At 31.7% G+C, this 19,160-nt stretch carries 18 protein-coding genes; 5 read left to right on the plus strand and 13 right to left on the minus strand.

Annotated elements, in window-relative coordinates; translation table 11 throughout:
- Nucleotides 1-9 precede the first annotated feature (9 nt).
- The 3 genes from CUL_RS0110905 to CUL_RS0110915 all read left to right on the plus strand — a co-directional run bounded on the left by CUL_RS0110905 (nt 10) and on the right by CUL_RS0110915 (nt 2,026).
- Nucleotides 10-618 carry a regulatory protein RecX gene (locus CUL_RS0110905; protein WP_025641707.1) on the plus strand — a complete coding sequence of 203 codons (609 nt, stop codon included), beginning with the start codon at nt 10-12 and terminating at the stop codon, nt 616-618.
- Between the two features lie 11 nt (nt 619-629).
- Complete coding sequence (locus tag CUL_RS0110910; RefSeq protein ID WP_005588180.1) at nt 630-884, plus strand: GIY-YIG nuclease family protein; 255 nt, start codon at nt 630-632, stop codon at nt 882-884.
- A gap of 122 nt (nt 885-1,006) precedes the next feature.
- Nucleotides 1,007-2,026, plus strand: a complete 1,020-nt coding sequence (locus CUL_RS0110915; protein ID WP_025641709.1) for a D-alanine--D-alanine ligase family protein — start codon at nt 1,007-1,009, stop codon at nt 2,024-2,026.
- 30 nt (nt 2,027-2,056) lie between these two features.
- Here the strand turns inward: CUL_RS0110915 and CUL_RS0110920 are convergent, their stop codons facing one another.
- Nucleotides 2,057-2,983, minus strand: coding sequence for a VanW family protein (locus CUL_RS0110920; RefSeq protein WP_005588182.1), 927 nt, complete (start codon nt 2,981-2,983; stop codon nt 2,057-2,059).
- Between the two features lie 245 nt (nt 2,984-3,228).
- Here CUL_RS0110920 and CUL_RS0110925 point away from each other — a divergent pair, with 245 nt between their 5' ends.
- The gene (locus CUL_RS0110925) at nt 3,229-3,801 is read left to right on the plus strand and encodes a glycerol-3-phosphate responsive antiterminator (protein ID WP_005588183.1); all 573 of its coding nucleotides are present in this window, start codon (nt 3,229-3,231) and stop codon (nt 3,799-3,801) included.
- Between the two features lie 38 nt (nt 3,802-3,839).
- Here CUL_RS0110925 and CUL_RS0110930 read toward each other — a convergent pair whose 3' ends face one another.
- The 11 genes from CUL_RS0110930 to CUL_RS0110980 form a co-directional block, all read right to left on the minus strand.
- Complete coding sequence (locus CUL_RS0110930) at nt 3,840-5,459, minus strand: carbon starvation CstA family protein (protein WP_025641712.1); 1,620 nt, start codon at nt 5,457-5,459, stop codon at nt 3,840-3,842.
- Between the two features lie 47 nt (nt 5,460-5,506).
- Nucleotides 5,507-6,001, minus strand: coding sequence for a DUF8052 family protein (locus CUL_RS0110935; RefSeq protein ID WP_005588184.1), 495 nt, complete (start codon nt 5,999-6,001; stop codon nt 5,507-5,509).
- 119 nt (nt 6,002-6,120) lie between these two features.
- Nucleotides 6,121-6,888, minus strand: coding sequence for a LytR/AlgR family response regulator transcription factor (locus tag CUL_RS0110940; RefSeq protein ID WP_025641714.1), 768 nt, complete (start codon nt 6,886-6,888; stop codon nt 6,121-6,123).
- A complete protein-coding gene (locus CUL_RS0110945; protein ID WP_005588188.1) occupies nt 6,885-8,594 on the minus strand; it encodes a sensor histidine kinase in 1,710 nt (569 codons plus the stop codon). Before CUL_RS0110945 ends, CUL_RS0110940 begins: the two co-directional genes overlap by 4 nt.
- Before the next feature lie 90 nt (nt 8,595-8,684).
- A complete protein-coding gene (locus tag CUL_RS0110950) occupies nt 8,685-10,178 on the minus strand; it encodes a hypothetical protein (RefSeq protein ID WP_025641716.1) in 1,494 nt (497 codons plus the stop codon).
- Nucleotides 10,175-11,581 (minus strand): sensor histidine kinase, encoded by a 1,407-nt coding sequence (locus CUL_RS0110955; RefSeq protein ID WP_025641718.1) that lies wholly within the window; start codon nt 11,579-11,581, stop codon nt 10,175-10,177. Before CUL_RS0110955 ends, CUL_RS0110950 begins: the two co-directional genes overlap by 4 nt.
- Nucleotides 11,582-11,599: 18 nt before the next feature.
- Nucleotides 11,600-12,295 carry a response regulator transcription factor gene (locus tag CUL_RS0110960; protein ID WP_005588195.1) on the minus strand — a complete coding sequence of 232 codons (696 nt, stop codon included), beginning with the start codon at nt 12,293-12,295 and terminating at the stop codon, nt 11,600-11,602.
- Between the two features lie 57 nt (nt 12,296-12,352).
- Complete coding sequence (locus CUL_RS0110965) at nt 12,353-13,225, minus strand: polysaccharide deacetylase family protein (protein ID WP_005588196.1); 873 nt, start codon at nt 13,223-13,225, stop codon at nt 12,353-12,355.
- A gap of 170 nt (nt 13,226-13,395) precedes the next feature.
- Nucleotides 13,396-13,719, minus strand: a complete 324-nt coding sequence (locus CUL_RS0110970; protein WP_005588197.1) for a polysaccharide deacetylase family protein — start codon at nt 13,717-13,719, stop codon at nt 13,396-13,398.
- Nucleotides 13,720-13,784: 65 nt separating this feature from the next.
- Nucleotides 13,785-15,512, minus strand: a complete 1,728-nt coding sequence (locus CUL_RS0110975) for an ABC transporter ATP-binding protein (RefSeq protein WP_025641720.1) — start codon at nt 15,510-15,512, stop codon at nt 13,785-13,787.
- A gap of 2 nt (nt 15,513-15,514) precedes the next feature.
- Nucleotides 15,515-15,958: a MarR family winged helix-turn-helix transcriptional regulator gene (locus CUL_RS0110980; RefSeq protein WP_005588199.1), complete on the minus strand. Its 444-nt coding sequence runs from the start codon at nt 15,956-15,958 to the stop codon at nt 15,515-15,517.
- Nucleotides 15,959-16,082: 124 nt separating this feature from the next.
- Between CUL_RS0110980 and CUL_RS0110985 the strand changes: the two genes are divergently transcribed.
- On the plus strand, nt 16,083-17,258 hold the full coding sequence (locus tag CUL_RS0110985; protein ID WP_025641722.1) for an MFS transporter: 1,176 nt from the start codon (nt 16,083-16,085) through the stop codon (nt 17,256-17,258).
- Here the strand turns inward: CUL_RS0110985 and CUL_RS0110990 are convergent.
- Nucleotides 17,248-19,146, minus strand: a complete 1,899-nt coding sequence (locus CUL_RS0110990) for a hypothetical protein (RefSeq protein WP_157752650.1) — start codon at nt 19,144-19,146, stop codon at nt 17,248-17,250. The genes CUL_RS0110985 and CUL_RS0110990 overlap by 11 nt on opposite strands.
- Nucleotides 19,147-19,160 lie beyond the last annotated feature (14 nt).

Genomic DNA, 19,160 nt, shown 5'->3' on the forward strand with positions numbered 1-19,160 from the left:
GGTGTTCCAATGATTATTACAAAGATAGAACCACAAAATAATGACAAAAGAGTTAATGTATATCTAAATGGAGAGTTTGCCTTCGGGCTTATGATGGAAATCCAATATAAATATGGTCTAAAGGAAGGGATGGTTTTAGACCAAGATTTTGTTGAAGAAGTGCTATTGGAAGAAGAACAATTAAAAGCCAACAATACTGCATTAAGTTACTTAACTCACAGAAAGAGAACAGAGAAAGAAATTATAGATAAATTAAAGAAAAAGGGTTTTGAAGAAAATATAATAGAAAAGACTTTAGATTATCTGCAAAACTATGGTTTAGTAGATGATTTAGACTTTGCCAGTAGTTTCGCTAGGGATAAGATAAAGTTAAATAAGCAAGGCCCTCAAAGAATCAAATATGAACTATATAGGAAAGGTATCTCTCAGGAAATAATTGAAAAAATTCTAAAGGAAGACGATGAATATCCTAGAGCTTTGGAATTGGCTAAGAAAAAACTACCTTCCTATAAGAATGACAATAGGGATAAAATCTATAGAAAATTAGGAGGGTTCCTGCAAAGACGAGGATATTCCTATGATTGTATTTCTAGAGTATTGAAGGAATTATTAGAATAGGTGATAATAGAATGTGCTATGTATATATTTTAGAATGTGCAGATAAGACCCTATATACAGGTTGGACTGTAGATTTAGAAAAACGGTTAAAAATCCATAATGAAGGGAAAGCCTCTAAATATACTAGGGCTCGGCTTCCTGTAAAATTAGTATATGTAGAAAAGTATGAAAATAAAATTAATGCACAAAAGCGGGAATGGCAGATAAAGCAACTAAGTAGAAAAGAAAAACTCGAACTGTTAAATAATGGTTTAAATAATAATTAATCTTAAAATATAACTTAATTTTACATTTTTTACCTTGACTATATTAGGTTTTTAGTGTATTCTCAATATAATTGTAACTAGCTTGTTTACTAATATACATTAATATGAAGGAGGAATGTCTATTGAGGATTGCTATTGTGACGGATAAATCTAGAATGGATTTATTACCGTCAGAAGAAGGTTTTAAAGAGGATGAACAGAAGAGAAAGACTGCTGAAGAAGTAAAGAATATTTTGTCCCAAAAATATGATTGTATTTCTTTAATAGCCGACGATAACATTATTAATCAGCTAAAAGCTGAAAATGTAGACCTAGTCTTCAACCTGTGTAATGGCATAAGAGGCGATAGTAAACTAGCCCAATTACCTGCCCTTTTAGAGTATGCCAACATTCCTTACACCGGTTCTTCAATCTTAGGTCACACCCTTGCCATAAATAAGGTTTACTCATCTAAAATATTTAGAGCTGCAGATATACCTACACCTAATTTTGTTTCAGTCTATAATGCTGATCAACTAAAAGATTTAAATATTAAGTTTCCTATTTTGGTAAAACCAAATGATGAAGGCTCCAGTAGGGGCATACATCAAGACAGCCTGGTTTTTGACATGGATAGTTTAATTGAAAAAGTAGAAGAAGAATTAGGGATATATAATCCGCCTATTATGCTAAATGAATATATTGAGGGTAGAGAGTTCTCCATAGGAATTGTGGGAAATGAAGAAGATATGATGGTATTGCCTATTCAAGAGGTAGATCTTTCACATCTTCCTGAAGATTTAATTAGATTTTACAGCTTTGAAATAAAGGCTTATTACAAAGATAAGACTGTTTACCATATACCTCCCCAGCTAGATGAAGGGGAAAAAAGGCTTTTAGAATACACTGCCATCAAAGCTTTTAAAGCTTTAGGATTAAAAGATTATGCTAGAGTAGATATTAGGCTAAAGGATGGAATTCCCTATGTTTTAGAAATCAACTCCCTTCCAGGGCTTATGAAAGAAAAAAGCTCTTTATATAGGATGGCTGAAGCCACCAGTTTAGGTTATGAGGGTTTAGTCTTTAAAATAGTGGAAACTTCCATTAAAAGATATAATCTTCAAACTGGTACTTTCCATGGGCCACGTATAGTTGGTATTTAATTTTATGATGAAGATGATACCCCCTTATCCTCATCTATTAACTTCTATTACATAGGGTAAGGGAAGGTATCTGCTAATTCCTAAGTTTTTTATTTTAGTTGTACCATCTTCGTATTGGATCTTAACCCTAGATTCTACAGTAGCTCCATCTATCCCTCGAAGGATTATTTTTTCCTCTCCTTTTTCCAAATTCGGGTTGTTTTTATAATGGATAGGAGCCTTCACCTTCTTCTTTATATCATGTTCCCATTCTACTCTAGGTGGCCTTTCTTGGCCATAAAATCCAATATATAATCTATTTCCAACAATTTCTGACCAGATTAAGATGGCAAAATCCTTATGGTTCTTAAATCTGAAATCCTTATAGCCATAAGCAACTGTGGCATCTTGCCCATAAGGAACATAGTTAACTGGCATGGAATGGTTATGTCTTTCAATTGTCTCCAAATCACTTAATATTGCAACATTATATAGAGTAGAAGCAATTTTACATACCCCACCGCCTTCTGATTCTACAATATTGGGACCTGCAAAAGATGCTCCTTTTCTATATCCTCTTTCCTTAGTATAAGGGCCTATTAATTGATTCTGAGAAAATATCTCCTCAGTAGACAATACTATACCTTTAAGGGATTTAGAAGCTAGTTTCACATTATACTCTTCCCCAGGTAGTGGATCTATTAATACTGCACAATAAGCTGCCATTAAAACAGGTGTATTATGATTCTTTTGAGCTTCTAAGAACTCCTCATCCTCTGTCCAGGGTAGATTATTTACTGGTCCAGATATATCAGGAGTATCTATTTTAACATCTTCTTTTTCTGTTTCATCAATTTGAATTTCAATACAATCCTCTTTTACATCTAGATTAGCTTCAGCTTTTTCCGGGGAATAGGATTCCAATGCTAATAACATGGCTAAATTGGCAACAAAAGTTGAGATTTTATCCTTAGACATTAAAAAACCTCCATTTTCTATTTTCATGTTTAACTATTATATTTTAGTTTTTAGTTTGGAAATAGAAAATATACATAAATATGTTTCCATTTCCTAAAATATTATTTTTCTAATCTTTCTTTCTCTAATAATCTTTACCCCGATAAATTAATATGATAAAATTAAGTCATAAAAACATAATTTTTATACAGTATTTTGCATATATTGATTGCTATATTTTATTATTTTAAATATGAGGTGGTCTTTTGGGTAGTTTTTTTGATAGAATAGAAATTAATCCTATAATAGCTGCTATCAATGAATTAGATCAATTAGATGAAGCTTTAGATTCTCCATGTGAAATAATTTTTTTACTTACTGGTAATATCTTCAATTTAAAAGAAATAGCCAATAGAGTTAAGTCTAAAGGTAAGGGTCTGTATATCGACATAGATTTAATCGACGGTTTTTCTAAGGATACTTGGGGATTGGAGTACATTGTTAAAAATATTTATCCAGATGGTATTATTACTAGTAAAGAAAACCTAGTTAGGCTCAGCAAAGATTTAGGTTCTTTTACAATATTAAGGCTATTTGTCATGGACTCAATATCCTTAAAAAATGGCATTCGATCCATAAAAACTTCTAGACCTCATGCTGTAGAAATTTTTCCAGGAATTATGCCAAAGATTATGAAAATGGTTTATGAAAAAACAAATACTCCAATTATTGCTAGTGGTTTAATTATGGACAAAGAGGATGTAATAGAAGGTTTAAATTCTAATGCCATAGCCGTTTCCTCTAACAACAAAAATGTATGGTATATGGAAGGAAGTTAAAAAATGGGTCGGAATCAAATTCCAACCCATCTTTTTCTTTATTTTGCTTGACTTACTTTTCCATGATCTTCTTGGAAAAGGATCTGATAGCCTTGGATTGCCAAAACTATAGCTAGTATAAATAACAGTACTGGAAATACAACAAGTATATAGTTTGCTTTAACAAAATTGCTCTGGATTAAGAATACCAATGCAGTAAGAGTTACTATAAGCATAAATACCATTGGTATAGTTATCATATTGAAACTCTTGTCTGATTTCTTCAACCATAAAGCCACCGCCATTAATGCTAATGCTGATAGTAATTGGTTTGCAGAACCAAATATTGGCCAAATGGCAGCATATCCACCTGCTGCTAATACAGAGCCTAAAACTACGGTAATAGCTGTTGACACATACATATTAGTTAACGGTGATTGGCTTTCCTTTTCAGTATCTTCAAAATATTCTTGGAAAATAAACCTACCTAGCCTAGTAGCAGTATCTAAACTGGTTAATGCAAAAGCCGATACAGCTAATGCGACAAAGGTCTTACCTGCTTCAAAGGGAATACCAAATTTAGACATAAATATGCCTACACCATTGGAAAATACATTTACAGGTCCACCTTTTAATAGCTCAGTTAGTTCTCCTTGAGTTAAATAGGCAGCAGTAATCAAGGCTACAACAGCCAATACTCCTTCAATAAGCATTCCCCCATATCCTATGGCTTTTGCATCTTTTTCATTATCTATCTGTTTAGAAGTAGTTCCAGAACCCACTAAGGAGTGAAACCCGGATATAGCACCACAGGCTACTGTAACGAATAGCATTGGAAATAAGTACTGTCCATCGCCTACTTTAAAGGATGTTATAGCTTGCAACTTAATTTCTGGTCTGTATATCAATAATCCTAATACAGATCCAGCCATCATAGCGTATAATAAGAATGAGTTTAAGTAGTCCCTAGGTTGTAACAATATCCACACTGGCGCTGTAGATGCGATGAAGATATATACAGCTAAAATAACTATCCAAGTATTTACACTTAATTGTAGTGGAAATACAGTACCTAACCATACACAAATGAATAAAAAAATTACTCCAATAATAGTACCTGTTTTTAAAGATACCCCTTTTCTATATACTGCATATCCAAAACCAATAGCTAGGACTATGAAGAGTAATGAAGAGGTTGCTGCTTGCGGTGTTGATGCAAAAGTAGAGGCAACTATGTTAGTAAAAGCTGCTACTATCAATAGCAGAGTTAACCATGCAAATATTGAAAATAGCTGTTTGCCCCTTTTACCCATTGTATCATTTATTACTTCCCCTATAGATTTTCCTTTATGCCGAATAGAAACGAATAAGGAACCAAAATCATGGACTCCTCCAAAGAAAATACTACCAATTATTACCCACAACAATACTGGCACCCAACCAAATACAGCAGCTTGAATAGGTCCATTAATTGGGCCTGCCCCAGCAATAGATGAAAAATGGTGTCCTAATAAAACTGCTGGACTAGTAGGCACATAGTCTACACCATCATTGATTTCATGGGCTGGGGTCTTTCTGGATGTATCTACACCCCATTTTTTTGCAAGCCATGAACCATAGGTGGCGTAGGCAATAATGAAAATAATAATACTGCTAACCATTAACCATAATGAATTCATAATAACGCCCCTTCCCTTTAAACTATTAAAGTATAATTATTATATAATTATACTTGATAAACCTGTCTAACCTCCTTCCCTTTTCTATTCGTTACTATATATTTATCATTCATAGTAACCAAAATTAAGCGGATATCCACCCATCCTTTGAATCCAAAGACAAACCCTTTATGATACTTGAATTCCCTTATTTTATCAATGATATCAGTGGTAGGCTTGTTTTCTAGTACTATTACTCCTGTTATAGTGCTGGACATATGTTCTTCGTTAGGATTTACCAGAATATCAATGGTCCTAATTAAAGAATGTATATGGGTTGCAAGATGGTCTTTGTCCAATTTATCAAAATATTTTATAAAACAATATTCATTATTTTCCATAGCATCTATTACCGTTTTTTTGGTTAAAATATATCGTTCAGTTCTTGAATTATATTTAGCAAAAAGATCAAAATCACAATTATTAATAGTATAATTCCTTATAAGATCGAAATTCTTCTTAAGTCTATTTTCTATAGTTTCTAAATAAGTATTATAATCCATTATATCCTCCTCAACCTTCAATTAAATTATATACCAGAATAAGTCATAAAAAGGAATTTAAAAATGAGTTGCATAAAATAAGGGATGAAATACATTATTAGGGTTTGAAATACATTTCCTTATTTTATATTCATTAATTCTTTAAACTCCTTCGATTGGCTTCGGCTAACAGGGATCTTAATATCCGTATATTTTAGTATTACATTAAAAGTAGAATTAAACCAAGGTTCTATGACTTCAATAAAATCTAGATTAATCAGAAAGGATTTATGAGATCTAAAAAAGGTGGGTTTGTCTAACTTTTCACAAAGTTCGCTTAAAGTATAGTTTATTTCAAATTTACCCTTTGTGCTGATAATTACTGTGTTTCTATCTTCTACAGTAGCGTATATTATTTCTTTTGAATCCAAAGGTATAAGTTTACCCATATTATGGACACAAACTCTAGTTTTAGTTTCCTCCCTCTTATGTCCTAAGTTTTCAATAAGGGTGTTGAGTTTATCCATATATTCTTTTCTCCCCTTTCCCATATTGGTAACAATTCTTTTCATCCTCTTTTCCAATCGTTCTTCAGAAATAGGTTTCAATATATAATCCATGGCATTTACTTCAAAGGCTTCTAAAGCGTATTTTTCATAGGCAGTTACAAAGACTATATAGGGTCTATGAAGTCCATCTAATATCTTCCTAGCCACTTCAATTCCATTTAATTTAGGCATTTGAATGTCAAGAAAGATTAAATCTGGTTTCAATTTGTCATTCAATTCCAATGCCTCTATTCCATGACAGGCCTCCCCTATAACATTAATATCATTAAATTTTTCTAATATATATATTAATTCTTCTCGGGCAGGAGTTTCATCATCAACAACTATTGTTCTTATCATACTGCTACCCTCCTTATCTTTTTAGGAATTCTCATCTTAACAGTTGTACCATAACCTAACTTACTTTCTATAATTAATCCATATGCCTTTCCATATTTATTTTTAAGTCTATTGTTGACATTTTTAAGACCAATTCCAGTAGAGTGATCTCTATCATCTAATAAGGATTCTAAAAGCTCCTCACTCATCCCCACCCCATTATCCTTTACTATAAGTTCTGTTTCTTTTTCATTATCTAGAGCTATTATCTCTACAGTGCTTCCTTCTACTTTTTCAAAAACTCCATGTTTAACTGCATTTTCCACTAAGGGTTGAAGAAGTAAGGGTGGTAATGAACAATCTATATTCTCAGGAATATCATAAATAATATTTAATTTATCCCCAAATCTTGCCTTTTCAATTTCCAAATAGGATTTAATATTTTCAATCTCCCTATATAAATCAACTTCGCTATTATTTTCCTGTAGATTATTTCTAAAATAATTACCTAAATGGATTAGTAACCTTCTAGCATTGTCTGGTTGAGTTCTTATTAAAGAAACGATTGTGTTTATTGCATTGAAAAGAAAATGTGGATTTATTTGAGCTTGCAATGCCTTTAGCTCAGATTTTGCTAATAATTCCGATTGATAGTCTATTTTACTCAGTTCAATCTGGGTTGAAAATAGATGTCCTAGTCCTAGGGCTAGTTCTGATTCCACTTTGGTAATTGAATTCTCTTGATCCTTATATAGTTTTAATGTACCAATTACCTTATCTCCTTCCATTAGAGGAATGATTATGGCCGATTTTAGCCTACAGTCAACATTATCACATCCAATTTCTTCTTGAGTATTAGCAATAACACAATTGCCTTCTTTTAACACCTCCTTAGTTAAACTGGTCCTAACAGAGTTACCTGCTAGATGGTGGTCTTCTCCAATGCCTACATGGGCCAATATCTTTTCTTTATCTGTAATAGCAACTGCTTTAACTCCAGTCATATTTTTTATTATTTTCACTACTTCTAAAGCAGTACTTTCATTTAATCCCTTCCGAAAATATTTTAAAGTCTTATTAGCAATTTTTAAAGCTAACTGGGCTTGATAGGCTTCAGCTGTCTCTAAATCCTTAAATACACCATAGATTATAGATATACATACTGCTATCCCTAACCCATTAGCAATTATCATAGGTATGCCTATTATCTTTACCAATTCCAAGGCTTCAGAAAAGGGTTTAGAAAAGTTTAAAATGATTATCATCTGCCAAACTTCTGCCATCATGCCAGCTATAAGGGCAAAGATCAATTTGTTATCAGATTTATCAATTTTCTTCTTTAAAAACCCAGCCATTATTCCCTCAGTAAAAGTTGAAAGACCACAGGAAAAGGCTGTAAAACCACCTATATCTATTAAATATCTATGGCCCCCAGCTATGAGTCCAGATAAAGTACCAACTAAAGGTCCACCAAATAGCCCGCCTACAAAGACCCCTATTACCCGAGCATTGGCAATAGCACCTCGAATGGGAATTCCTGTATAAGTACCTATAATTCCATAGATTCCAAATATAATAGATAATAATATTTTGTCTTTTAAATTAATATTCTGTTTTGCCACTAGTTTTCTAAAAGGTTTTATTCGGGTCATTATAAAAGCCAATAACATTATTAATCCAACGCGGCTCATTAAATTTTGGAAAAGTATTATTAACAGTGGAAACACCCCTTCCTCTTAACGTTAATTCTATTATAGTAAAGTATCTTACTATTTACAATAGGACCTAAAATGATGACAAGCTGGTAATTGATCAGCTCAATTACCAGCTTGTTTTAAAAATTCCTCTTCCCAGAGTTTTGGATATCTTCCTATAGCCCACTCTGCCATAATTATTTTTTCAGTAGAATTTAACTCTATATTTTTTATGGGTCTATTGCTAATTTCTCCATCTTCCATAGGATAAATCAAAATATCATTGTGAGTCAATATTATGGCTATATCTTCATTAGGAGATATAAAAGCATCAAGAGCGTTGGATATTTTTGATTTTATCCTATTCCAAGGAATGGACAATTCATCATAATAGACTATTTCCTTGGGAGGAATAGCTTTAATATTGAAGTTCTCATAGGTATATATACCATTCTCAATAAAATTAATTCTTCCTTTAAAGACCCAATGACCGTTTCTTCTAAATAGACCGAAACTCTCCTCATTAGGTTTTAAATCTATTAAACTCTTTTTGTATTCTTCCCTATCTCTTAATATCTCTTTATTAGCTCCTTCAATAAAAGATTCTTTTCCAATCTCACCTAGAACATCGGAAATCATCAATGGCTTAACTTTTCCAATATTGTCAATAGGATAAAATTCTAATAACCTTTCCCCTTTGTTACGATAGTGAATATTTTCTATTGAGATATAATCGTTGCCAATATATAGAATGTTTTTAATAGTATTATCTATTTTCTCTTTTTCCTTGGTTTCCATCTCAGCTCCCTTATCTAAAGTCTTGTTCAAAGGAATAGCCACAATATTATCGTTGATCTTCCCATCCTTATCTTCTCGTTTTACACTTACCTTCCAAAAACCTGTTTTTCTTGGCAACAGTATATCTTCCATTTCATATACACTAACTATCTCCTTATCATTACTCCTAATGAATATAGTCCTATAATCCCATTTCTCAATACCTTCCTCCTTGTTTTCCAAATCTAGAGACTTAAGGCCAAGTAACATCCCTGTTCTCAAAGCGTCTTCATCTAAACTCTCACCAGTGTCTAACAGTATTTCCTCAGTGGCTAGAGTAAAATCTAATCCTTCCTTTTTAATGTCATCGGAAACCTTATTTAAATAAAAAAACGCTCCCTCTATATTTACAATAACAGTATCCTCAGATATTTTTATGAATTCATAAAAAAATTGCTCCGACCCTGTTATAGAAACTACCTCTATTTTTTCCGAATCTATGCTTAAGAAATCTGATGTTACTTTATGATGATATATTAAATACTCATCTGTATCCACATTCTTAATCCTAAATGAAGGCTCGGTGCAATAATCATCTCCCATGGTTATAAGTTCACTATGGAATAATGCTTCCATACCTATATAGGATTTTGCTTTTTCTTCATCCATTAGACTAGCAGCATTTAATCGATAATCTTCAACTTTCCATTTGCCATAAATAGGCAAATTATTGTTCTTTGGGGCTTCAATATTATCGGATAGTTCTATACTATCCATATTGCATGATACGATCATAAACATAGATAATATCAATACTATTAATAGTGAGATTTTTTTCATTGCCCTTCCACTCCTTTTATGGGAATAGATACTATTACCTTTGTACCTTGGTTTAACCTACTCTTAATTTCCATAGATCCTTCATGTAGTTTTATAATTTCATCGCAAATGGAAAGCCCTAGTCCACTGTTTGATTTGCTGTTTTTTCCTTTATAAAACTTTTCTTTAATATAGGGCAGGTCTTCTTCATATATGCCACATCCATTATCTTCTATTTCAATAGATATGTTTTTTCCATTTTTTTTAGCTAACAGAGTTACTTTTCCTCCATTTGGAGTGAACTTAAAGGCGTTATCCAATAAATTTATCAATACCTGTTTAATCCTATTTTCATCGGCAGTAATGTGGGGCAGATTAGAATCATAATATATATCATATTGAATATTTTTCTCTTCTGCCCTAAACTGAAATTGTTTACCTATTTGTTCTATTGAATCCTTTATATCTATTTCTTCTTTTTCTAGTGTAATCCTTCCGGAAACAAATCTAGAGAAATCTAATAATTCTTCCACCATATTGGATAATCTATCACTTTCCTTTTCAATTATATCCAATCCATCTTTCAAAAGTTGCTCATCTTTTAATTTATCAGATTTTAATGTAATTGCCCATCCCTTTATGGAAGTCAATGGAGTCCTTAATTCATGAGAGACTGAAGATATGAAATCAGTTTTAAGTTCTTCTTTCTTTATCAACTCTTCCGCCATATAGTTTAAAGTATCTGAAAGTTTCCCTAATTCATCATCAAATCTCTTTCTAGATCTAATCTTTAGTTGTCCTGCTGCCATTTTTTCTGCTACGGTTGTTACTTCCCGTAGTGGCTGAATAATGGTATTTGCAAGAAATATACTTAGAACTCCAGATATTATTATAACCATAAGGCCGACTATCAGTAGTACTTTAGCAATATTCCTTATTATTCTATTAGTATTCCTTAATGAAGAAATAAATCTTAGTACGCCTATAGTCTTACCTTCAACAACCAAAGGATATGAAACCGCCATTACAGCTGATGTATCGTATTCTACATTACCTATCCAGGTTCCCCTATTTCCATCTAAAGCATTTATAACATCAGAAGTGTTTACTGTACTAAAAGAATTGGATGCCCCAATCGAGTCCATTAACACTCTACCTTTTAAATCCAATATTTGGACCTGGGCTTTTGTTTGACGCCAAAAAACATCTATATCGTCGATGATTATATCCTCTAATCGATTAGATGAAAAATATCTAGAATAGAAATCTGTGGAAAGTATTATTTGATTTGAAAGAATTTCTTCTACACTTTTATAATAATATTTTTTTACAGCATTTATTAAAAAAACTTCCAATATCAATACGCTCATGATTATCACGAGCATAAAATTGCCAACTAATCTCTTCTTAATACTGGTCTTCATGTTTTCCTCCTAAGGTTACTATTTGTCTCTCCATCTATAGCCTATACCCCATATAGTTTCAATATAATAGGGGTTGCTAGGATCATCTTCAATCTTAGATCTTAATCTTCTAACATTTACATCTACAATTTTTGAATCCCCTACGAAATCATAACCCCATACTATATTCAATATCTCATCTCTACTAAAAGCCTTACCAGGGTTTTCAATAAAAAGTTTTATTATTGAATATTCCGTTGGTGTTAATTCGACCTCTTCGTCTTGTTTATGGAATTTTCTTGAATATTTATCTATTTTAAAAGGGGCATCCACTATTATATTTTGGTTTTCTTCTTTTGGAGAATCCATTCTTCTAAGTAAAGACTTTACCCTAAGAACTAATTCTATTGGATTGAAGGGCTTTACCATATAATCATCGGTACCAAATTCTAACCCCATTATCTTGTCAATATCTTGAGATTTAGCTGTAAGCATAATTATACCCATAGTTGGAAATTCTTGTCTAAGAATTTTACACACTTCAAATCCATCTATTCCTGGCAGCATGATATCCAATACTACCACATCAATTTTCTCAGTTTTAACAATATCTATACCTTTTTCCCCAGTTCCTGCTTCTTTAACAATAAACCCTTCTCTTTCTAAATTAATTTTAATAAATTTTCTTATATGTTCCTCGTCTTCTACTACAAGGATTCTTTTTCCTAATACCATCTCTATAACCTCCAGCTAAGACAATGAATAAAAGTAATTGCTGTTAATTAACAGCAATTATCTTAAAACTTGGAATTCATAATCATTCTGTTGTAGATATTCAATAATATATGGTAAGGATTCAGAGGTTGTATATTTTGAATCCATATCATGCATTAAAATTATAAGTTCTTTTTGTCCGTTATAAGTGCTTTTAAATCTTTGGATTAATCTATCTTTTGGAATATAATGCCCTTCTGCATCTCCATTTAAAGAATTCCAATCATAATAAGTATATCCTTTTTCTAATACAGCCTTTCTAAAAGGTGCTTTTTTCTCACCAAAGGAACCTCCAGGAAATCTAACTAGTTTTGTTTCGTAATCCTCACCTAATATACCCTTCAACACTTTTTCAGTATTTTCCAGCTCCTTTAAAAAATTGGAAGTTCTTCTATATATATAATTGTATCTATGACTGTAGGTATGATTTCCTATAGCATGTCCTTCTTGGTGGATTCTTTTAATTATTTCTGGATACTTTTCTGCTGAACTTCCTATTACAAAAAAGGTTGCCTTTACATCATATTTCTTTAAAATATCTAATATCTGAGGGGTTACTTTCTCCGAGGGACCATCATCAAAGGTTAAGAAAACATTCCTTCTGTTTTCCACTTGGTCTAATTCCTTTTGTTGTCTTTTTTCTAACTCTGCAAGTTTGGCCTTCTCGGCTTGGATAAGCTGCTTTTCATGTTGTAGAGCTAAATTTACTGCAGATTTTTCAGACATTAATAGGATACTTTCTGATAGATTCCCAGCCTCTACCACATCTGAGGCTCCTTTTTTATAGTATTTATACGAAGTCCTGAGGAAGAACAATATGAATATAATAATAAATACTGTAATATATCTTATGACTTTTATTTTATTTTTATCTTTTCTAGATTTTCCCATCTATGTCCCTCCTTTATTCCTTATGTCAATTCTAAAACTATTCCCTATATATAGAATACTATATGCCCCAAAATTTTGCATTACAAAGATGTAAATAAAAAATTACAAAAAGGTTACAAATTAATAAGTACCAAATAGGTTGCCCTAACCTATTTAGTACCATATTAAATTTAATATTCCGCCCCATAGAATCCATGTGGATTTATTCTCCGTATCAATTCAGATATAAGTATTATACTTATAATATCCCTGACCAGCCTTCTTCTCCCATAAAAAGGCCTTTGGGTTACTCTGTACCTACCTCTCCTTTCTATAGGGTCTTCATCTATTTCTGGACATTCATACACCATTTTCTCATAGACTTCATCTATCATGGCCTCCATATCTTCTTTAGAAATATCTCTTTTATCCCCATTTTTCTCCAAGTATCTATTTACCGAATCTATGGCTTTAGGGTATATCCTATAATATAGTTCTGGATAGTTATAATCCATAATAAAACCTCCCCATGCATATTCAATATATAATATGCATTAGGAGGTGTTATTGATACAATTATTTAGGATACTAAATCTTTAAACTGAGATCTATATAGATTAGCATATATGTCATCTATTTCTAGAAGCTCTTCATGACTGCCTTTTTCTTCAATCCCCTCATTGGTTAATACCAAAATTTCATCTGCATTCTTTATAGTTGATAATCTATGGGCTATTATTAAGGTGGTTCTACCTTTAGCCAGTTCTTCTAAGGATTCTTGGATCAATACTTCCGTTTCATTATCCAGTGCAGATGTAGCCTCGTCTAAAATCAGAATTGGGGGGTCTTTTAAAAACAATCTAGCTATGGAAATTCTTTGCTTTTGTCCTCCTGATAATTTAACTCCCTTTTCTCCAATATAGGTATCATATCCATTGGGAAGGGTCATTATAAAATCATGAATACGGGCTTTTTTTGCTGCTTCAATTATATCTTCCTCAGGTTTAGTCGGATCCCCATAGGATATATTATCCATAATAGTTCCAGTAAATAAGAATACATCCTGCTGCACTAAGCCGATATTCTTCCTTAAAGATTTAAGGGTAATATCCCTTATATCCTTCCCATCGATTAAGATTTGGCCTTCATTAATATCATAAAATCTAGGTATTAGATGGCATAGAGTAGTTTTACCCGCCCCAGAAGGTCCTACTATTGCAACGGTTTTTCCTGCTTCAATGTTTAAGTTTAAATCCGATAATACTCTATCTTCACCATTGGTATAGCTAAAGGATACATCTTTGAATTCAATATCCCCTTTTACCTTGGTAAGTTCTACAGCATCTTCCTTATCTATAATGTCTGGTTCAATATTCATAATCTCCATAAATCTTTCAAAACCTGTCATGCCATCCTGATATTGTTGCATAAAATCTGACAACCTTCTAATAGGCTGCATGAAAAAATTAACGTATAGAGTATATGCAAGTAAGTCTCCTAAGGTAATGAATTCCCTGTATACAAAATATCCACCAGCACTAATTACTATTAGATTAAGAATATTGGTAATAAGGCCTATTCCAGCAACAAACTCAGCCATAGCTTTATAAGAATATTTTCTTGCTTCTTTAAATTCATCGTTTCCATCATTAAATTTTTGAATTTCATACTCCTCATTGGTGAAGGATTTGGCCACCCGTACTCCTGATATGCTATTTTCCAATTGAGCATTTACATTAGCAATTTTCTTTCTAACCTGTCTAAAGGAGTCTTGCATTTTAGTCCTTTTACTCATGGAAAACCAGATCATTACAGGAACAAAAGCAAATATTATTAAAGTTAATCTCCATTCTATCCTAATTAAAAGGATAAAAGAACCTACCAACATTACCAGGGAAATAAATAGATCTTCGGGACCATGATGAGCTAGTTCTGTAATATCCCTTAAATCGTTGACCAGCCTTGACATTATGTGCCCAGTTTTGGTGTTGTCATAATAACTAAAGGGCAGAGTTTGTAAATGGGCAAATAAATCTTTCCGCATATCATACTCAATATATACACCTAGAACATGTCCCCAGTAGGATACTATATAATAACTAATATATCTAAATATAAACAGAACTAACATTATAATAGTCCATCTAAGTAAAAGGTCCATCCTACCAGCTGGTATAATTTCATTGACAATATTTCGTGTAACCATAGGAAATACCAAATCGAATGCAGAAATTAAAAAAGCAAAAAACATATCTATAAAGAATAGTTTTCTATGGGGTTTATAATAGGAAATAAATTTCTTAAGCAATTTCAATCCTCCTTTTTCAAATTATTATATAATATGCTTAAATTAGTTAATAAATTTTCTATTTCATCCTTTTCCATCTTTTCTAAGGCAATATAGGTAACCCTATTGCTCCTCTCTTGTCGAATAGTGTGGATTAAATCCAATCCTCTTTCCGTAATAATAACCCTAGTAACCCTTCTATCCTTTGGGTCATCAACTCTACTAACTAATTCCTTTTCTTCAAGGCGTGATATCTTCTCCGATATAGTATTTTGTGCTCTATTAAATTTCTTAGAAATTTCATTAATTGTAGGGGGTTTTTCGCTAAAGCTTAAATAGATTAATAGGTGATATTGGTCATAGGTTAAACCATATTCTTGAGCTATTTGATGCCCTTTTGTATGGATAATATTGCTACATTCTCTAATATAGTCGGAAATGGTTTCCGATGCTTTTTGTAATTCCATATTATCACCTCCAAAATCACCTTCGTTTATCTAATATATCGCATAACGATATTATACCATCCCTATTCCCTTTTTTCAATTATAATATATAATAATATTTAGTACATAATTTAAGGAGGTCTCCATGAATTTCTTTTTAATGTTTTTAACTACATTCTTAATACAATTAATTATTGCAACAGAAATGAATATTATAGCCCCTTTGGCTCCCTTCCTATCCCAGTATTTTAATATTAAAGATAGTTCGGTTATCATGTTCAATATAGGGTTTTCTCTAGTAGGCCTTTTGGTTCCTATTTTAGGCGTTTTTGCCGATAAATATGGCAAAAAGAAAAGTTTAATGGTGGCTTTAATCTTCTTTATCGGTGGTACATTAGTAAGTGGATTAGCTAAAAATCCTATCCTATTCGCCTTAGGTAGGATTTTTGTAGGAATTGGATACTTTTCCCTTAGTGGCACTAATCTATCCTATTTGAGTGAATTTGTCCCCTACGAATCTAGGGGAAAAGCTTCTGGAATATTAAGAACCGCCTTTGGGATTGCTATTCTATTTAGCCCTCTATATGCAACCAATATGATAAATAAATATGGAGTATTAGAAAGTGTCTACCTTCCTCTTACAACTATTGGAGTAATATGTTTATTATTATTATTTAAATTACCTGAAACAAAGAAATCTAAGAATGTAAGGTTGGATATAAACGAGCTTTTAACTATGCTACGAAACCCAATTAATTATAAATCTTTAATGATAATTTTTTTTATCCTTGCAGCACCTACTTTGTTATTAAGCTTCCTAGGTATATATATTTCCAATTATTTTAATCTTAATCAAGTTGAAATTGGTTATTTATATACTATAGTTGCATTTGGAACTACTTTGGGTATTATATTTGCTGCTTTATTTACTGATAAAATAGGGAAAGAAAAGTTGTCTAGAGTCCTTTTTACCTTTGTATTGGTCTCTCTAATCCCTATAGTTTTTTCAAAATCTATAAGGGTTATAGTTGGTTTTTTAACTCTAGTTACCGTTGGTTTAGATGGAGGATGGACTGCTTATCAGACTCTTTGTACCGAAATAAATCCCGAAAAGAGGGGCACCTTTATGAGCTTATTTTATACCGTAAATGCAATAACAGTAACCATCTATTCCATATTAGGCCCTGTTTTTTATAATATAGGTGGTTACAAATTACTGGTAATCATATCCATAATAACTACTTCTATGGCCCTTAAAATATTATTTAGTATGTCTATAGAAAAAAATTTAATCTCAAAAAACAATCCCTCTAAATTCTAGAGGGATTTTCTCTATTATAAACCAACAAAGATATTAAATAATGGGTCATATATATGAAGGTTATCATACCTGTATCATTAAGTAAGAAACCTATAATTCCGGTAATGAGTATTATATAAGTTTGTTTCTTTAAATTTTCATTGATGCCATTTAATAAGGTTCTAAGAGAGATTGCCTGAGCTACTAATACTATGCTAAAGGGAGGCAGTAAGGTTAGTTTTATTAACTCCCTAGCTTTAATCCTAAACATGTCTACAAACTCACTAATTCCATGGGTCTTTAGTCTTATAAAAAAGTTAATTGCATGGCTTTTTTCATTGCTAAGATAATCAAAGTACATATTCACACCAAATATTAAAATTCCAGCCAAGATTAGAAGGGCTAAGTTTTTTATATTCCAGTTCTTTCCCAGTAAATTTGTATATATAATAATCAAAAACAAAGCTAAAGCAGTTAGAAACCCTCCCGTATTTGCTCCATAATTAGCAGACAAAACTATCATATTGGTAAAAACATGTATTAAACAGATTAAGTTTTTTAAAAATTCGTTTTTAAATAGTTCCATGACAAAATAGCAGCTGATTATAGAACTTACTAATAAAACTCCCATAATGCCATTATTAAATCCATAATATCTAGCTCCATAGAATAAATTATTAAAGCCTATATAGGAGTTATATATGGTTTCAGGGTAAAAAATGATTCCAAGGATAATTAATCCGTAGGTCAATGTAGCGAACAATTTAATAGTATTTACATCTCTATCTGCCATAAATATGGTTATAATGTAGGAGGTTAGCAGGTTTATGAATAGATATAGAGCTATATTTATATGTAAACTTGACGCCCCCATTAGTAATCCAATAAAGATATTGATAACAATAAAGCTATTGAATAAGTTGATTTTGTCAAGTTTATCTTTTCTATTTTTATAGATATAATAAGCTGTATAACCCTGTACAAAGTATACTAAGCCATGAAATATATATGTTATTAAGATTAAATTTATGGTCTTTTTAAATAAATCTTTAATATTGTTTAGATTGTTCTGTCTTTCTACTATATTAATTTTATTTCCTATAATAGAACTATCCTTCTCCCCATAAATAGAGAGTAATTCTCCATAAATATCTTCTATGGTTATAAAACCCTCTCTTTTAGTTGAAGAGCTTTTAATCATTCCATTGTCCTTGCCGTTAATATAGATAACAGGTACTAGACTGCTATTGATAATATATTCCATCCTTTTAGATACTTTTTTGGGAAGTATAAAAATATTATAATCTTTATATTCCTGGATATAATCTTTCAATAATCTTACTCTATAGTTAGTCTGGTCTATATTATAGGATAGTACCAATATATTAGATTTAGATAAATGAAGGTTAGTCTTATTAATTAACCAATTCTTATGATATTTTATTTCAATCTCGCCATAATTAATACTGCCAGTATTGTTTGCAGCTACTATAGCCGAAGAATTATCGCCTATATAGGATATACCTTCATCTTTTAATTTTTCCCCCAAAACATTTGTTTTAATATTGTTAATTCCTTTAGATAAATCCTTAACCATATCCTCATAGCCTGATATAATTATTGTCCCATTTTCATCTTTATAGAGTCCTTTATAATATTCTGGTTTGATTCCCACTTTTCTTCCTGCGGCAATTGAAAAATAGTAGCTTTCAACTCCAAATGGTTTCCTCGTCTTTATGTTCATAAGTCCAGTTCCAAAATTGATTCCATCAGTAATATCTTCTAAAACCTCTAAATCCAATTCATCGACTAAAATTAAAATTGACTTTTCCTCCATGGCATAAGAAGTATTACCAAATAATTGGACTAAAATTATAGCTAAAATAATTATTATATTTCGTTTTTCCATAGGAACACCCTTTA

The sequence above is a fragment of the [Clostridium] ultunense DSM 10521 genome, assembly GCF_000511955.1.
Taxonomy (GTDB): domain Bacteria; phylum Bacillota; class Clostridia; order Tissierellales; family Tepidimicrobiaceae; genus Schnuerera; species Schnuerera ultunensis.

What these genes read in the sequence shown, in the direction of transcription:
- CUL_RS0110905 (WP_025641707.1), top strand. Translation starts at nt 10, where the DNA reads ATGATTATTACAAAGATAGAACCACAAAATAATGACAAAAGAGTTAAT.
- CUL_RS0110910 (WP_005588180.1), top strand. Translation starts at nt 630, where the DNA reads ATGTGCTATGTATATATTTTAGAATGTGCAGATAAGACCCTATATACA.
- CUL_RS0110920 (WP_005588182.1), bottom strand. Translation starts at nt 2,983, where the DNA reads ATGTCTAAGGATAAAATCTCAACTTTTGTTGCCAATTTAGCCATGTTA.
- CUL_RS0110930 (WP_025641712.1), bottom strand. Translation starts at nt 5,459, where the DNA reads ATGAATTCATTATGGTTAATGGTTAGCAGTATTATTATTTTCATTATT.
- CUL_RS0110935 (WP_005588184.1), bottom strand. Translation starts at nt 6,001, where the DNA reads ATGGATTATAATACTTATTTAGAAACTATAGAAAATAGACTTAAGAAG.
- CUL_RS0110940 (WP_025641714.1), bottom strand. Translation starts at nt 6,888, where the DNA reads ATGATAAGAACAATAGTTGTTGATGATGAAACTCCTGCCCGAGAAGAA.
- CUL_RS0110950 (WP_025641716.1), bottom strand. Translation starts at nt 10,178, where the DNA reads ATGAAAAAAATCTCACTATTAATAGTATTGATATTATCTATGTTTATG.
- CUL_RS0110955 (WP_025641718.1), bottom strand. Translation starts at nt 11,581, where the DNA reads ATGAAGACCAGTATTAAGAAGAGATTAGTTGGCAATTTTATGCTCGTG.
- CUL_RS0110960 (WP_005588195.1), bottom strand. Translation starts at nt 12,295, where the DNA reads ATGGTATTAGGAAAAAGAATCCTTGTAGTAGAAGACGAGGAACATATA.
- CUL_RS0110965 (WP_005588196.1), bottom strand. Translation starts at nt 13,225, where the DNA reads ATGGGAAAATCTAGAAAAGATAAAAATAAAATAAAAGTCATAAGATAT.
- CUL_RS0110970 (WP_005588197.1), bottom strand. Translation starts at nt 13,719, where the DNA reads ATGGATTATAACTATCCAGAACTATATTATAGGATATACCCTAAAGCC.
- CUL_RS0110980 (WP_005588199.1), bottom strand. Translation starts at nt 15,958, where the DNA reads ATGGAATTACAAAAAGCATCGGAAACCATTTCCGACTATATTAGAGAA.
- CUL_RS0110985 (WP_025641722.1), top strand. Translation starts at nt 16,083, where the DNA reads ATGAATTTCTTTTTAATGTTTTTAACTACATTCTTAATACAATTAATT.
- CUL_RS0110990 (WP_157752650.1), bottom strand. Translation starts at nt 19,146, where the DNA reads ATGGAAAAACGAAATATAATAATTATTTTAGCTATAATTTTAGTCCAA.